Raw genomic sequence first — 15019 nt, 5'->3', positions numbered from 1 at the left:
GTGGGTGGCTACAGGATGGGTTCGTCGAGCAGGAGCTGGCGGGCGAAGCGGACGGGCGGGGCGCCCTGGGCCAGCACGCTGTCGTGGTAGCGCTTCATGTCGAAAGCCTCGCCTTCCTTCTCCTCGACCGCGCGGCGCATGTCGAAGTGCTCCTGCGCACCGACGAAGTACGTCGCCAGCTGCGTCGATGACAGCTGCGCGCGGATCCACTTGCCCTCGGCTTCGCTCTGCTGCTGGAAGGTCTGGCGGACCATCAGGTCCATCGCCTGCTCCTTGGTCCAGTTGTCGACGTGGATGCCCTGGTCGAGGATCGCGTTGCCCACCGAGCGCGCGTAGAACTTCAGCTGCATCAGCCGGAACAGCGGGTCGTTGTCGAGGTAGCCGGCATCGGCGATCACGCGCTCGGTGTAGACCGCCCAGCCTTCGGCGAAGGGGCCCGAGCGCAGCGCCGCGCGCAGGGTGGACGGATGCTGGGCCGAGTGCGCGCCTTCAAGGTAATGGCCCGGCATCGCCTCGTGGATGCTGAGCACGTGGATCATGCGCTTGTTGTATTCGCGCAGGAACGAGGTCGCCTGGGCGTCGTCCCAGCCCTCGGGGATCGGCGAGATCGCGTAGTAGGTGTCCAGGCCCTTGTCGAGCGGACCCGGCGAGTCGCAATAGGCCACCGCGAAGCCGCGCTGGAACTCCGGCATCAGGATGATCTTCACCGGGTCCTTGGGGACGGTGACGATGTCGTGTTCGCGCACGAAGTCGGTGGCCACGTCGAGGGTGTGCTTGGCGAAGTCCACGACTTCGTCGCGGCCGGGGCGGTCTTCGTTGGCGAGTTCCATCGCCGCTTCGATCGCGGCCTGGCGCTGGTCTTCGCCCGGCTGCTCCGGCGTGTCCGGTGCGCCGTCGCGATCCTTCAGCACGATCTTCGCCACGTCGTACATCTCGTCGCGCACGCGCGCCAGTTCGGCCTCGGCGCGGCTGCGGATCTCCTCGCGGCCCAGCGAGGAGTTCAGCGAGAAGCGCAGCTTCTGGTCGTAGCGTTCGGCGCCGATCCGGAACTCGCCCTTGGCATTGGGCACCAGGGTGTCGTCAAGCCAGGCCTGGTGCTCCTCCACCGCGGGGCGCAGCGCGGCGATGGCCGCGTCCAGGCGCTCACGGTCGGCGCCCTGCAGCTCGTCGGCATGCTGGGTGATGAAGGTGTCGATGAGGGTGAAGATGCCCTTGTTCTGGCTGGCAACGGTTTCGGCGTGGGTGCGGGGCACGCGCGCCGGGTCGAGGTTTTCGCGCGCCTGCGCCAGCAGCGTCGGGATCTTTTCCATGCGCGCGGTCGCGGACTTCAGGCGCTCGGGCAGCGGCGCGAACTCGCGCGCCATCAGGCTGTAGATCGCGCCCCCGGCCAGGCCGCTGTAGGCCTGCGGATCCCAGGCCCAGCCTTGCATGGTCTCCAGGTCCCACAGCGAACCTTCAAGCGTGTTGCGCAGGATCAGCGCATCGACCTGGTTCTCGCGCGAGAGCGCGGCGGCATCGATGGCGTCGAGTTCGGCGAGCATGCCGCGCGTCCAGTCGGCGGATTTCTTCCGGCCTTCGGCGCTGAGGTCGTCGAGTTCGGAGTCGAAGCGGTGATCGCCGATCTGCGTGGCAGAGACCGGGGACAGGGCCAGGCCCTCGTCGAGGAAGCGCGCGGAAACCGCGGCGAAGGCCTGGTCCTGCGCGCGCTCGGCGGCGTTGGTGGGCGCGGCCGCGGCGTCGCCGGAGGGCGTCGCGGGAACCTGGCCCTGGCAGGCGGCGAGGGCAAGCGCGAGCAGGGATGCAGCGAGCAGCGGACGGGACATGGCGGATCTCGGGCATGGTGGCAATCCACCAGCATAGGGCGGGCGGGAAGCCGTCGCCCGGGCCAATGGTTTACCTTGCGATCGCCGGATTGCAGAGCGGGTCGCGGCCCTCCCGGATTCAGTCCTCGTCTTCTTCCTCGAACTCGACCAGTGCGTCGAGGTCGAACGCCAGCGCTTCGACCGCTTCGCGCACGCGACGCGCGGTCGACGGATTGGGCGCGTCGATCTCGATCGTGTGTCCCTGTGGGCCGCCGACGTCGCTCAGGCCGGCCGAGCTCGAGTCGGCGTCGTCGAGCTGGGGCATCAGGTCGTCGATCTCTTCGACGTGCTCGATTCCGTCGAGGCTCTGCAGCAGGTTGATGACAGCGCGCGTGGTGTCGTCGCTGCCGGTGAGGCGGATTCTGAGCAGGGCCATCGCGGGAGATCCTCTGGGGGTCGGTGGCCGTGGGGGCCGGGACTGCAGGCTAGGAAGCCGCGGGCCAAGGCCGCGTGACGGGCCATGCACCGGGCACGCCGCATCGGACGTGCCGGCCGGCCGCCACGCTCAGGTCGCCGGCGGCGTGCGCACCGGCACGGTGATGTTGCACAGGTCGATGTGGCCGGCCGGCTGCAGGTACCAGTCGTCGCGGCGGTTCCGGCGCGACTCGACCACTGCGTCGAACAGCGGTGTGTCGGTGCGCAGCACCTGGATCTCGGTGCGTTCGGCCGCAGGGACTTCGGACGCCAGGCGCACGGCCTTGATCGGCATGCGCTGTGCGGCTTGTTCGTGGAACCCGAGCGGGCCGGTGCCGCGCGGCACCACGCTCAGCAGCTCCATGCCCTGCAGCACCCGGCCGACCTGGGTGATGTTGCGGTCGAGCTGGCGCGGCGCCTGGCCGATGACCACGTAAAGCTCGGTGCCGTTGCTGGAATCCGCGGCCATGTCGCGGCCGGCGCCGAGCGTGCCGTAGCAGTGCGCCATCCAGGCCTGGCCTTCAGCCGGATCGCGCGCGGCGGGGAAGCCGGCGGCGAACCCGGTCTCCGGCGCCCAGCCGTCGGGATCGGGCAGGGCGTGGAAGGCGAGGCCTTCGGCCGGGCGCGAGAACTCCGCGGGCAATGCCGCCTTCGCGCCGCCGAGCGGCTTCGGCACCTCGCCTTCGTCGGTGATGTCGCCGAACTGGACCACGAAGTTGTCCTGCGAGCGGTAGATCGTCAGCCCGTCCCAGAAGCCTTCCTTGGCGAGCGCGCGGATGTTGGCGACGTGCTCCGGTGCGAAGTCCGGCGCGAGCTCGATCACCACCCGGCTGCCGGCCAGCTCCATGTACAGGGTGTTCGCGGGATCCGGGCGCCGCCAGTCGGCGGGCAGCGAGGCATCGAGCAGCTCCTGCGTGGTCTTCGGGCGTTGCGCCTGGACTTCGGCCTGCGCCGCGGCGGGCTCGGCGGCCGGGGCAGCCGGGCCGGCATCGGATGATCGACCGGCCGGGTCGGAGCCGGCGGACGCGGCAGCGCTGCAAAACAGGGCGGCCAGCAGGGCCAGGGGGCGGATGCGGTGGCTTGTGTGCACGTCGTGGCTCCAGTCGGGTGGCCGCGATTGTTGCGCATCCGCTGGTGGTCCTGACTATCGGCACATTCACTATATGGAAGTTAGCACTAGCATCCACCCATGGTCGAACAGCTGCCCCCGCCCGACATCGACGCCGCGATGCGCAAGTTCCAGCGCGAGCTGAGTTCGGGCGTGGTCGCCCTGGCCCTGCTGGCGGTGCTTTCGCGCGCCGAGGAGCCGATGTACGGCTACCAGATCGCCAAGACCCTGGAGCGCTTCGGCGAGGGCGTGCTCAGCGGCAAGCAGAGCGCGCTGTACCCGGTGCTGCGCAACCTGGAGGCGACCGGGCTGCTGTCCAGCCACGTCGGGCCCTCGGAGTCGGGGCCGCCGCGGCGCTATTACCGCATGACCGAGGCAGGGCAGGCCGCCCTGCGCGAATGGGCCGCCGCCTGGCGCGCGACCCGCGATTCCGTCGACACCGTCCTGGAGGGGACCCCGTGATGAACAGCCTGCCGCACACCATTCCCGAATACCTCGAACAGCTGCGGCGCTCACTGGCCGGCGCCGACCCGGCCATGGTCCAGGACGCGCTGTACGACGCCGAGGAGTACCTGCGCTCCGAGCTTGCCGAGAACCCCGACAGATCGGAGGCCGAGGTCATCGCCGCGGTCGCGTCGAGCTACGGCGCGCCGGACGAAGTCGCCGACATCTATCGCGATACCGAGGCCACGGTGCAGACCGCGCTGCGCTCGCCGGTACCGCCGCCGCGCAAGTCGGCGTTCGGGCGCTTCTTCGGCGTGGTTGCCGATCCCCGCACCTATGCCTCGCTGTTCTACATGGTGCTGGCGCTGGCCACCGGCATCTTCTATTTCACCTGGGTGGTGGCCGGCTTCTCGACCACGCTCGGCCTGTCGATCACGATCGTCGGCATCCCGCTGCTGATCCTGTTCTTCGGCTCGGTGCGGGTGCTGTCGCTGGTGGAGGGGCGGATCGTGGAAGTGATGCTGGGCGAACGCATGCCGCGGCGGCCGCTGTACACGGTGCGCGGGCGCAGCATCTGGCAGCGCATCGGCGACATGTTCACCGACGTGCGGACCTGGAGCACGATGCTGTACATGCTGCTGATGCTGCCGCTTGGCATCGTCTATTTCACCCTGGCCACCACCCTGCTGGCGATCGGGATCAGCTTCGTGCTCGCGCCGATCGCGTCGTGGACCGGCATCGGCGACGCCTGGCTGCACAGCAACCACGTGGTGCTTTACGGCGTCGACGGCGTGCCGGTGGAGGGCGCGCTACTGCTTCCGATGCTGCTCGGCGGCGTGCTGCTGCTGTTCGCCACCCTGCACCTTGCGCGCGCCATCGGTCGTGGCCACGGGCTGCTGGCCAAGCACCTGCTGGTCAAGACCGCCCGGTATTCCTGAGCGGTCGGCGCCGCGCCTCAGCGGCGCTTGGCACCGGTGCGTACCGCCTTGGCGGCGCGTTCCGGCGCGGGACGCCTGGCCGCTGCAGCCGGTTTGGCCGGCGCCGCATCGTGCGCCGCGAAGAAGTCACGCACCTGCGGATACACCTGGGTGCGCCAGCGGCGGCCGCTGAAGATGCCGTAATGGCCGGCGCCGTCCACGGTCAAGTGCGCGCGATCGGCCTCGGCGATGCCGCTGCACAGATCGTGCGCGGCGCGCGTCTGGCCCAGGCCGGAAATGTCGTCGAGCTCGCCTTCGATGGTCATCAGCGCGCAGTCCCGGATCGCCGCGGGGTTGACGCGCTCGCCGGCCACATCCCACTCGCCGCGCGGCAGCAGGTGCTCCTGGAAGGCCACGCGGATGGTGTCGAGGTAGTACTCGGCGGGCATGTCGAGCACGGCGTTGTACTCGTCGTAGAACTTGCGGTGCGACTGCGCATCCTCCTGGTCGCCCTTGACCAGGTCCTGGTAGAAATCCCAGTGCGACATGAAGTGGCGCTCGGGATTCATCGCCACGAAGCCGGTGTGCTGCAGGAAGCCCGGGTACACGCGGCGGCCGTGGCCGGGGTAGTTCGGCGGCACGACGTGGATGACGTTGTTCTGGAACCACGACAGCGGCTTCTTCGCCGCCAGGTTGTTGACCGCGGTCGGCGATTCGCGGGTGTCGATCGGGCCGCCCATCATCACCATCGATCGCGGCAGTTCTTCACCGCGCGACGCCATCAGCGAGACCGCGGCCAGCACGGGCACGGTCGGCTGGCAGACGCTCATCACGTGCAGGCGTTCGGCGCCGATGTGGCGGATGAACTCCTGGATGTAGGCGACGTAGTCGTCGAGGGTGAAGGCACCGGCCTCCTTCGGCACCATGCGCGCGTCGACCCAGTCGGTGATGTAGACCTTGTGCTCGGGCAGGAGCGTGCGCACGGTATCGCGCAGCAGCGTGGCATGGTGGCCGGACAGGGGCGCGACCACCAGCACGGTGGGCTGGTCCTTCATGCCGAGGATGTTCTCGGCGTCGTCGGTGTAGCGCTTGAAGCGCAGCAGGCGGCAGAAGGGCTTGTCGAGCGCCACCTTTTCCACCACCGGCACGTCGTGGCCGTCCTTGACCACCTGGTGGATGGCGAAGGGCGGCTTTTCGTAGTCCTTGCCGATGCGGTGCAGGAGCTCGTTGCCCGCGGCCAGGCGGCCAGCGCCGGGGACCGAGGACAGCCAGGTGCCGTCGGTGCCGAAGATCTTCGCGTTGGCCTGCGCCAGTTCGGTGAACGGGGCAAGCAGGGTGCGGTTGAATTCGTGCAGCTGGTACATCATCGGCGGGCGTGCTCGTTTATTGCGCGCTGCAGCATAGCGCAGGCGGGCCGGGGCCCGTGTCGGCCTTTCGTCACATGGCCGGAGCCCCCGTTCAGGCAAGTTCGAGGGCGGTTGCCCCGGGTGCCAGGCCCGGGGCCAGCCAGCAGTGCGAGCCCAGTGCGCGGAAGCCGACGGCCTCGAAGCGGCGCCGGTAGAAGGCCCCGGGACGGCCGATGAAGCCGTCTTCGTCGCCTACGGCGGCGTCCTCGCGGGCGAAGGCCTCGAGGAAGGCGACGCCGCCGCAGAGCTCCGCCAGGCCGGGCAGGCCGCGATCGATCTCGCGCGCCGGCAGGTAGTGCAGCACGTCGCTGCAGACCACCAGGTCGGCCGGCGGGCAGGGGCGGAGGTGTTCGAAGTCGGAAAAACGCGCGAAATGCAGGTTGCGGCGCGCGCCGTGGCGGCTGATCGCGTACTCGCTGCTGTCGAAGCCGATGTAGCGGGCCTTCGGGCGCAGCTTCAGCAGGGGTGCGCGCCAGGCGCCCTCACCGCAGCCGATGTCGAGCACCGTGCGCAGCGGGCGCTCGAGGTGGTACTCGGCGGTGGCCACGGCCAGCGCGATCTTGCGGGCCAGCCGCTGGCGTCCGCCGATGCCGCCCTGGCGGTACCAGCGGTCGAAATACTCCCGGTCATAGGTCTTGTCCATGGGCGCGCACGATACCGGCTGCGGCGGCCTCCGTGCGATCCTGTCGCGCATTACTCCAAGGGGCTTCAAGCAAATGCAGAGCTATTTCTGGGTCAAGGCTGTCCACATCGTGCTGGTGATGGCCTGGGTCGCCGCCGCGTTCTACCTGCCGCGGATCCTGATCAACATCGCTGAGGACGGCGGCAACGCCGCGGTGCGCGAGCGCCTGCTGCTGATGGGCCGCCGCCTGTACCGCTTCGGGCACGTGATGTTCGGGCTGGCGGTGGTCGCGGGGCTGGTGCTGTGGATGGGTTATCGGGTGATCCCGGAGTTCCCGACCCTGGTCGGCACCGGTACCGGCTGGATGCATGCCAAGCTGCTGCTGGTCGCGGTGATGTTCGCGATGTACATCTTCGAAGGCCGCCAGCTGAAGACCGCCGCGCGCGGAGGCAGCCTTCCTTCCACGAAGATGCTCCGGATCCGCAACGAGCTGCCGGTGCTGATCCTGCTGGTCATCGTCTGGCTGGTGCTTGCGAAGCCGTTCTGATCACGGGCGACGGGAAACCCAGTGCCGCGCCTCGGGAAAGCCCTATACCGGGGCGCAGGCAGCGCTGCTAGGCTCGGGGTTCGTTGTGGCATGTCATGGAGGACGTCATGCGTCTTGTCGGAAGGAATCGGGGCACGGTTCTGGCACTTTTTCTTATCGCGCTTTGCGCGCCTGTTTTCGCCGCTGCAGAAGGGACGTCCTTCCCCGCTCCCATGCTCGGTGTATGGGAGCCTGAGCTGCCGTGTGATCCCGGTGAAGCCTCCGATCGCGACGGCCGCTTCGAGATCACCGGCCGGCAGCGCCTGAACTACGAGGAGATCGAGGACCTTGTGTCCGCGGACCTTCTGACCTCGTCACCCAGGACATGGCGGATCCTGACGACCTCAAACATCGGCCCTGAAGGCCTGGAGCAGCCTTTCATCTACGTGCTGGAAGGGGATTTGCTGACGGTGGCTGATGGACGGAGCGCAAGGATGTATATGCGCTGCAAGTAAACCCCGGGGACAAGGAGTGTCCGATGGCCGATAAACCGGCAACGCGTTATCTGGTGCGTCAGCTCGGTGGTCCGGATGCCAGCGGCAACCAGTGGAACGTGCCCGTCACCGATCTTGAGAGCCTGGTTACCCACCATCCTGGTGCGAACCATCGCGCCCGACTTGAAGAAGGCGTGCCGTTCCAGGCGGAAAACAGCGTGCGGCGCTCCTATGCCGTCGTCGGCGGTGAATTCCAGGAAGTACAGGTGCGCCGCACGGACCGTTATGGCTCCCTGGCCCCCGACCAGGTCCTGCTCATCAAGGACTTCATCCTCGACGACCCGACCGCGAGGGACAGCCGCCGCGTTGATGTGCCGGCACCGGTGGCGGGAATCATCGGGCGCGTGGACGCGCCCAATGGCGTGGTCGACATCCTCGATCCGGATGACCGGTCGCTGATCGCCCGCATCCGCCACCTCGGGCCGATCGCCGTGGAGGTCGACGACGCCGTGGCCTACGGTCAGTCCCTCGGTACCCAGAACAACATCGGGCTGCCGCGCAATGCGGGCAAGCACGTCCACATCGAAATGGACACGCGCCATTACGGCCGGTTCGACAATTACATCCGCGACCTGGTGGAGGGCCGCCTGCCGGTGCAGGCCGCGCACCGCGCGGGCGTGGAGCCGCGTGCGCCGGTCGAAGACGGCGTGCTGCGCGTCGGCGGGTCCGGCGAGCGCATCACCATGGTGCAGCGCGCCCTGCTGGCCGGTGACTACCGGGCCGTGGGCAGCTTGCCGGTCGAGATCGACGGGGTCTACCGGCTGTCGATGCAGGGCGCGGTGCTCGCCTTCCAGCTGGACCAGGGGCTGGAGCCGACGGCCGACATCGACCCTGGCACGTGGCGGGCGTCGCTTGACGTGGTGCTCGGCAGGCCGGTGCTGCCGTCGCCGGTCTTCGAGGAGGGCGGCCGGATGGACTCGCCGCGCGGTGGACTCCGGCTGCTGGAACAGATCCGCGGCCACATCAGGCGCCTGGAACCGGATCGCGGCGCCGGACCGGAGGCGGATGGCGAACTCGTGGCGCTCGCGCTTGCCGGCCGTGCAGCGGCGCAGCGGCTGACGTCCGCCGACCACGTCGTGTTTGCTTCGCCCGAAGGCGGGACAGCGGGGCCTTCGCGGGTGTTCGTTGTCCAGGGACGGCTGGACGACCCGGCGCAGCGTCGGGTGTCGATGGCCATCGAGGAGGCCCAGGCCGTGTCGCCACGCGAGTCGCTGCGTGCGCTCCAGGAGATGGGGCCGCACACCGCCGGGCCCGGACTCATGGCCCGGGCGCTGGCACCAGCGGAGCCCGGGCGCATGGCCCACGGAATCTGAGACGGGCTGCCGTGGACCGGATGGCCCACGGCGTGCGTGCGTGAAGCCGCCGCGCTGCGTCCATTTCGCGCGGCGCGGATGTCGGTCTACTTTTTGGAGACGTCCGGCAGATCCACCGGCACGCCCGATGCGTCGCAGCTGCCCGCGGCGCACAGCTGGCCGCGCAGCTTCGGCGCCGCCTGCACGATCACGTGGTAGATCACGTTCTGCTCCAGCGTGCCGCGGAAGGCGGCGCTGCCCGGGCCGCGCGCCCAGATGCCGACGTCGTCGCCGCCATGGGTTTCGGAGCCCAATGGCACCAGCGCTTCCTGCAGGTAGTCCGGATGCGCGGTATCGACGTCGCTCAGGTCGGGGCGGCCCACTGCCGGCTGCGCCTGTTCCAGGTCGTGGCCGTGGCGCTTCGGCCCGGCCGGCTGTTCGTTGCTGGCGCCCGCGTAGCCGGGGCCGTTGGCGTAGCTGAGCGTGGTGTAGGGCAGGCCGAGTGCGTCCAGGGCGGGGCCGTCGCCGTATTCGCGCACCTTGCCGAGGATCGGGTTGCCGCGGCGCGGGTAGCCGGAGAAGCTGAGCACGTGGGAATGATCGGCCGTGACCACGATCAGCGTGTCCTCGGCCGAGGTCATGTCCGACGCCGCCTGCACCGCGCGCGCCATGGCAGCGGTCTCGTCGAGCGCGCGGTAGGCGTTGCCTTCGTGGTTGGCGTGGTCGATGCGGGCGCCCTCGACCAGCAGCACGTAGCCCTGGTCGCGGCGCGACAGCGACTCGATCGCGAAGCGGGTCATGGCTTCGAGGTCGGGTTCGCCCTCAGCGCTGCGGTCGCGGTCGTGCTCGTACTGCATGTGGCTGGACTCGAACAGGCCGAGCACCGGCGATGCACCGCGCGCGGCTTCGAACTGGCCGCTCGTGTGCACGAAGGCGCCGTCGGGGTTTAGTTCCTGCCACTCGGCCACCAGGTTGCGACCGTCCCTGCGGCGACCGCGCACGCCCGGCATCACTTCTTCGGCCGGCAGGAACTCGCGCGCGCCGCCGGCCAGCACCACCTGCGGGCCGCCGGTGTCGCGCACGAAGTCGATGAACTGGCTGGCGATGTCGGTGCAGCCGGCCGCCTTCGCCGCGTCCGGGGTGGAGGCGTCGCTTTCCCAGTTGCGGTTGGGGACATGCGCGTACAGCGCCGCGGGCGTGGCGTGGGTCAGGCGCGCGGTGGTGACGATGCCCGTCGCCATGCCGGCATCGGCGGCGAGCGCCAGCCAGCTCTGCACGCGCTTGCCGCGGGACTCCGCGCAGTCGTCCATGGCGCCGGCGCTGACGCCGATCGCGCCGATGTGGCTCTTCACGCCCGAGGCCATCGCGGTCATGGTGCCGGCGGAATCCGGCGTCTGCGCGTTGGTGTTGTAGGTGCGCGAGAACGCGGTTGCCGGGAAATGCTCCCAGGACAGCAGGTTCTCCTCGCCGGAGCCGCCCTCGCGCTGGCCGGCGTAGATCCGCGCCGCGGCCACCGTGGTCAGGCTCATGCCGTCGCCGACGAACAGGATCACGTTCTTCGCGCGCCCGGCCATGGCGCCGTTGGCCGCCGCGTGCGCGGCACCGCTGCGATACCACCATTCCGCGGTCTCGCCTTCGGGGCGGCTGATCGCAGGCACGTCGACGTGGAACGACGCCGGCGTCGCGGCGCTGCTGGAGGTCGCGTGCGCGGCGCTGCCGCCGGCGGGCTGCGTCGCACAGGCGGTCGCGAGGCAGGCCGCCATCACGGTCAGCATGGCGGGCAGGCGGGTGCGGATCGAAGCCGGAGAGAAGGGGCGTGCGGTGCGGGTCATGAGGGTCCTGTGCGGTTCGGGCGGCCGATGGAAGGGACATTATGGCCGGCGGGCAGCGTCCCGGTGATGACACTCCGGCGTTCCGCCTCCGTCATCGCCGCCGGGAGGACCCATGGGCTAAGGTGCCTTACTGCAATTTCCGCTGGATGCCGATGAAGCACGTCAAGGCCTGGTTCAAGATCCCGTTCTGGCAGCGGGTGGCCGCCGGCTTCGTGCTCGGCGCGCTGGCGGGCTGGCTGCTCGGCCCGGCGGCGGAGACCTGGTTCGGCCCGCTGGGCACGGTCTACGTCAACCTGATCAAGATGATCGCCATCCCGCTGGTGTTCTTCGCCGTGGTCAGCGCCGTGGGTTCGCTGGCGGGGCAGCGCTCCATCGCCGCGCTGGCGGCGCGCACCTTCGCCTGGTTCGCGATCACCGCGGTGCTGGCGGTGGCGGTCGGGCTGACGTTCGGGCTGGTGCTCAAGCCCGGCGTCGGCGTCGATGCGGCCAGCCTGCAGGTGGCCGAGACCTACCAGCAGCGCGACGTGCCCGGTCCGCTGGACGTGCTGGTCAACATCGTCCCGGAAAACCCGTTCCGCGCCATGGCCGCGCTGGGCGCCGGGCGCACGGAGGACGGGCAGCGCGTCATCGTGCCAAGCAACTTCACCATCCTGCAGGTGATCTTCTTCGCCGGCCTGGTCGGCTTCGCCCTGGTCCGGCTGGGCGCGAAGGCGCTGCGCCTGCGCGCGCTGATGGACGAGTCGCGCGAGATGATGATCCAGGTCACCCGCTTCGTGCTCGAGGCCACGCCGCTGGGCACCTTCGGCCTGATCGCGGCGCTGGTGGGCAGCTATGGATTCGAGCAGCTGATCCCGCTGGGCAAGTTCGTCATCGCCCTGTACCTCGCCTGTGCCTTCCACATCCTGGTGGTCTACACCGGGCTGCTGCTGGCGCACGGACTGAACCCGCTGAAGTTCTTCCGCGGCGCGGCGCCGGCGATGCAGATCGGCTTCGTGGCGTCGTCGAGCTTCGCCGCGCTGCCGCTGTCGCTGACCTCGGCCACGCACAACCTCGGAGTGGACAAGGACTACGCCAGCTTCGCCGTGCCGCTCGGCGCGAGCATCAAGATGGACGGCTGCGGCGCGATCTATCCGGCGCTGGGCGCGGTGTTCATCGCCCAGTTCATGGGCATCGAGCTGTCGACGGGCCAGTACTTCCTGATCGCCCTGGCCTCGGTGCTGGGCAGCTTCGGCACCGCCGGCGTGCCGGGCACGGCGGTGATCATGGCCACGGTGGTGATCAGCGCCGCCGGCCTGCCGCTGGAGGCGATCGGCATCCTCTACGCGATCGACCGCATCCTCGACATGATGCGCACGATGACCAACGTGACCGGCCAGGTGCTGGTGCCGGTGCTGGTGGCGAAGGAGACCGGCCTGCTCGACCGCGCGGTGTACGAGCGCGCGTCGAGCAACGTCGGGGTCGAGGAAGGCGACCGGGCCGAAGAAGAAGCCGTCGATACAGGGCGCGCCGGCCAGCCATAGCGTGTGGCCGCCGCTGCCGCCGCGCCGGTTGCCGGCCTGCGCCTGGCCTGCTCCGCTCAGCGCCCGCCTTTGCTGCGCTCGGCCTCGAGCTGCTCCTCGAAGGCGCGCTCCGCGGTGTCGGCGTACTCGATGCAGCCCATCGGTTTGGAAGCCGCCGGATCGGCGAAATCGCGTCCGCTGGAGCCCGGGTGCGGGGTCAGCAGCAGGTCGCAGGGCAGGGCGCGGACCACGTCGAAGCTGCGGCGATAGTCCTCGATGATGCGCGGATAGCGCGGGTTCCCGAGCAACTGGTAGCCCGGCGCGCTCAGGCTGTCGGCATAGGCGATGCGGACTTCGCGGCCATCGTCGCGATCGGTCCAGGTCCAGGCGGTGCTGCCCGGCGTGTGTCCAGGCATGAAGTGTCCGGTGAAGCGCATGCCGCCGAGTTCGACGACTTCGCGGTCAAGCAGCAGGCGGTCGACCTGTACCGGTGGGAACGTGATGGCGTCGCCGAAGTGGATGTCGTCGCTGCCGCCGCGTGCCAGCAGCACCGCGGACTCGGCGTTCGCGGCCATGCGCGCACCGGTTTTCCGGCGGATCTCGGCGAGGGGGCCGGCGTGGTCGGCATGGGCCTGGCTGAGCAGGATCAGCTTGAGGTCGCCGGGCGCCACGCCCAGGTCGGCCATGTGTCGCAACAGCATGTTCGCCGCCTGCGGCATGCCGCCGTCGATCAGCACCGCGCCTGCCGGGGTCTTCACCAGGATCGCGCTCAGGTTGGCCGTTCCGATGTGCCAGGTGCTGTCGGCGATGCGCACCGGTGCGATGGGCTGGCGCCAGCTTTCGTGGACGGTGTAGGCCTCGAGCTGCGGCAGCGGCGGCTCCGCGGCCGCGACGGCCCGGGGCGACAGGAGGAGGGCCAGGACAAGGGCGGCGGGCAGGGTGCGAGGGAACATCGTTCACCGGTGCGGGGGCGGAAAGGCGGCAGTATCCACCGATGCCGGCCCTGCGTCGCGGGCATGACTTCCGGCCGGCTACCGGCCCGGGCATCCGCGGTATGTTCGCGATTCGTCCACAAGGGAGAGGGGGACAGATGAAACTGCCCAGGCACATCGCGTGGCTGTCGGCGCTGCTGATCGCGGCGCCGGCCTTCGCCGCCGACACCGACCGCTGGGATATCCCGGTGGCGACGAAGACCCTCGACAATGGTCTGACCGTGGTGGTCTCCGAGGACCGCAGCGCGCCGGTAGTGGGCGTCAGCGTGGTCTACGGCATCGGCATGCGGCTCGAGCCGCGCAACCGCACCGGCTTCGCGCACCTGTTCGAGCACCTGATGTTCGAGGGCTCGGCCAACGCGCCCGAGGGCGTGTTCGACCGCGTGATCACCGGCGGCGGCGGGCGCAACAACGGCTCGACCCGCGCCGACTTCACCAACTACATCGAGATCGCGCCCTCGTCGGCGATCGAGCCGATCCTGTGGCTCGAAGCCGACCGCATGCGCATGCTCGACTTCAGCGAGTCGACCTTGAAGAACCAGCAGGACGTGGTCAAGGAAGAGATCCGCAACAACGTGCAGAACCAGCCCTATGGCGGCTTCATGTGGATCGACATCGGCATGCATGCGTTCCAGAAGTGGGAGAACAACCACGACGGTTACGGCAGCTTCGAGGATCTTGAAAGCGCCAGCCTGGAAGACGTGAAGGCGTTCCACCGCGACTATTACGGCCCGAACAACGCGATCCTTTCGCTGGCCGGGGACATCTCGCCGGACGAAGGCTTCGCGCTTGCGGAGCAGTATTTCGGCGACATCGCGCGGCGCGAGACGCCTGCCGCACCCGACTTCAGCGAAGGCCTCAACACGCAGGAGACGCGCCTGCAGCAGGGCGACAAGCTGGCCCAGGTGCCGGCGATCGCCGTGGCCTGGAAGATGCCCGACCGCGGCAGCGCCGACCAGGCGCCGATGGCGGTGCTGGGCGCGCTGCTCGCCAACGGCGACGCCTCGCGCCTGTACCAGGGGCTGGTGAAGGGCCGGGAGCTGGCGCTCAACGTCGACTCGCTCTATGGCCTGACCAGCGAGTGGGAATATGACGGCCCGACGCTGTTCACCGTGTTCGCGCTGTACAAGCCCACCACCGATGCCGACGCCATGCTGGCCGCCATCGACGAGGAGATCGCGAAGGTGGTCGCCGACGGCGTCGACGACGCAACGCTGGCCCGGGTCAAGACCCGCATGCTGGCCGACTGGTACAACGGCCTGGAGTCCTTCCTCTCCCGCGCCGATGCCCTGGCCAAGCTGCAGCTGATGTGGGACGACGCCGAAGTCGTGAACCGGATTCCGGGCTGGATCGATGCCGTGACCTCGGCCGACGTGCAGCGCGCCGCGCGCACCTACCTGACGCGCGACAACCGCACCGTCATCGACCGCAAGCCGGAGGCGATGCTGCAGGCCGCCGCGGCCGCAACCAGCGACGTGGACGCCGCCGCGGTTGACGATGGCACCGACGCCGACGCCGCCACGCCTGCCACCAGCGGCCAGGACTGAGGAG

The 15019-nt window shown here is 69.5% G+C and carries 14 protein-coding genes; 7 read left to right on the top strand and 7 right to left on the bottom strand.

Annotated features, from left to right (window positions below):
* Positions 1–8: 8 nt before the first annotated feature.
* The 3 genes from WCD84_RS01585 to WCD84_RS01575 form a co-directional block, all read right to left on the bottom strand.
* A complete protein-coding gene (locus tag WCD84_RS01585) occupies positions 9–1823 on the bottom strand; it encodes a DUF885 domain-containing protein (protein ID WP_343280187.1) in 1815 nt (604 codons plus the stop codon).
* 118 nt (positions 1824–1941) lie between these two features.
* Complete coding sequence (locus tag WCD84_RS01580) at positions 1942–2238, bottom strand: hypothetical protein (protein WP_343253693.1); 297 nt, start codon at positions 2236–2238, stop codon at positions 1942–1944.
* A 129-nt stretch (positions 2239–2367) separates the two neighbouring features.
* A complete protein-coding gene (locus WCD84_RS01575; RefSeq protein WP_449280042.1) occupies positions 2368–3366 on the bottom strand; it encodes a peptidylprolyl isomerase in 999 nt (332 codons plus the stop codon).
* A 99-nt stretch (positions 3367–3465) separates the two neighbouring features.
* Between WCD84_RS01575 and WCD84_RS01570 the strand changes: the two genes are divergently transcribed.
* Together WCD84_RS01570 and WCD84_RS01565 are read left to right on the top strand one after the other, a co-directional pair.
* Positions 3466–3846, top strand: a complete 381-nt coding sequence (locus WCD84_RS01570) for a PadR family transcriptional regulator (RefSeq protein WP_449280041.1) — start codon at positions 3466–3468, stop codon at positions 3844–3846.
* On the top strand, positions 3846–4766 hold the full coding sequence (locus tag WCD84_RS01565; RefSeq protein WP_343253691.1) for a sensor domain-containing protein: 921 nt from the start codon (positions 3846–3848) through the stop codon (positions 4764–4766). The genes WCD84_RS01570 and WCD84_RS01565 overlap by 1 nt, the downstream gene beginning before the upstream one ends.
* Positions 4767–4783: 17 nt before the next feature.
* Here the strand turns inward: WCD84_RS01565 and WCD84_RS01560 are convergent, their stop codons facing one another.
* Together WCD84_RS01560 and WCD84_RS01555 are read right to left on the bottom strand one after the other, a co-directional pair.
* Positions 4784–6112 carry a polyhydroxyalkanoate depolymerase gene (locus WCD84_RS01560; RefSeq protein WP_343280186.1) on the bottom strand — a complete coding sequence of 443 codons (1329 nt, stop codon included), beginning with the start codon at positions 6110–6112 and terminating at the stop codon, positions 4784–4786.
* Positions 6113–6203: 91 nt separating this feature from the next.
* Positions 6204–6794, bottom strand: coding sequence for a class I SAM-dependent DNA methyltransferase (locus WCD84_RS01555; RefSeq protein WP_343280185.1), 591 nt, complete (start codon positions 6792–6794; stop codon positions 6204–6206).
* 73 nt (positions 6795–6867) lie between these two features.
* Between WCD84_RS01555 and WCD84_RS01550 the strand changes: the two genes are divergently transcribed.
* The 3 genes from WCD84_RS01550 to WCD84_RS01540 all read left to right on the top strand — a co-directional run bounded on the left by WCD84_RS01550 (position 6868) and on the right by WCD84_RS01540 (position 9166).
* Positions 6868–7320: a CopD family protein gene (locus tag WCD84_RS01550; RefSeq protein WP_343253719.1), complete on the top strand. Its 453-nt coding sequence runs from the start codon at positions 6868–6870 to the stop codon at positions 7318–7320.
* A gap of 107 nt (positions 7321–7427) precedes the next feature.
* Positions 7428–7814, top strand: a complete 387-nt coding sequence (locus tag WCD84_RS01545) for a hypothetical protein (RefSeq protein ID WP_343280184.1) — start codon at positions 7428–7430, stop codon at positions 7812–7814.
* A 23-nt stretch (positions 7815–7837) separates the two neighbouring features.
* Positions 7838–9166: a peptidoglycan-binding domain-containing protein gene (locus WCD84_RS01540; RefSeq protein WP_343280183.1), complete on the top strand. Its 1329-nt coding sequence runs from the start codon at positions 7838–7840 to the stop codon at positions 9164–9166.
* Between the two features lie 86 nt (positions 9167–9252).
* Here the strand turns inward: WCD84_RS01540 and WCD84_RS01535 are convergent, their stop codons facing one another.
* Positions 9253–10977 carry an alkaline phosphatase gene (locus WCD84_RS01535; RefSeq protein ID WP_343280182.1) on the bottom strand — a complete coding sequence of 575 codons (1725 nt, stop codon included), beginning with the start codon at positions 10975–10977 and terminating at the stop codon, positions 9253–9255.
* Positions 10978–11129: 152 nt separating this feature from the next.
* Here WCD84_RS01535 and WCD84_RS01530 point away from each other — a divergent pair, with 152 nt between their 5' ends.
* On the top strand, positions 11130–12497 hold the full coding sequence (locus WCD84_RS01530) for a dicarboxylate/amino acid:cation symporter (RefSeq protein ID WP_343253685.1): 1368 nt from the start codon (positions 11130–11132) through the stop codon (positions 12495–12497).
* Between the two features lie 56 nt (positions 12498–12553).
* On the opposite strand, the gene bla is transcribed toward WCD84_RS01530, so the two are convergent.
* A complete protein-coding gene (gene bla, locus WCD84_RS01525; protein WP_343280181.1) occupies positions 12554–13429 on the bottom strand; it encodes a subclass B3 metallo-beta-lactamase in 876 nt (291 codons plus the stop codon).
* A gap of 137 nt (positions 13430–13566) precedes the next feature.
* Here bla and WCD84_RS01520 point away from each other — a divergent pair, with 137 nt between their 5' ends.
* Complete coding sequence (locus tag WCD84_RS01520) at positions 13567–15015, top strand: M16 family metallopeptidase (RefSeq protein ID WP_343280180.1); 1449 nt, start codon at positions 13567–13569, stop codon at positions 15013–15015.
* Positions 15016–15019: the final 4 nt, after the last annotated feature.

Origin of the sequence: Luteimonas changyuni (assembly GCF_039548395.1) — a bacterium.
Classification (GTDB): domain Bacteria; phylum Pseudomonadota; class Gammaproteobacteria; order Xanthomonadales; family Xanthomonadaceae; genus Luteimonas.
Note: the sequence above shows the minus strand (reverse complement) of the source record. Positions and strands in the feature narration are given on the sequence as shown.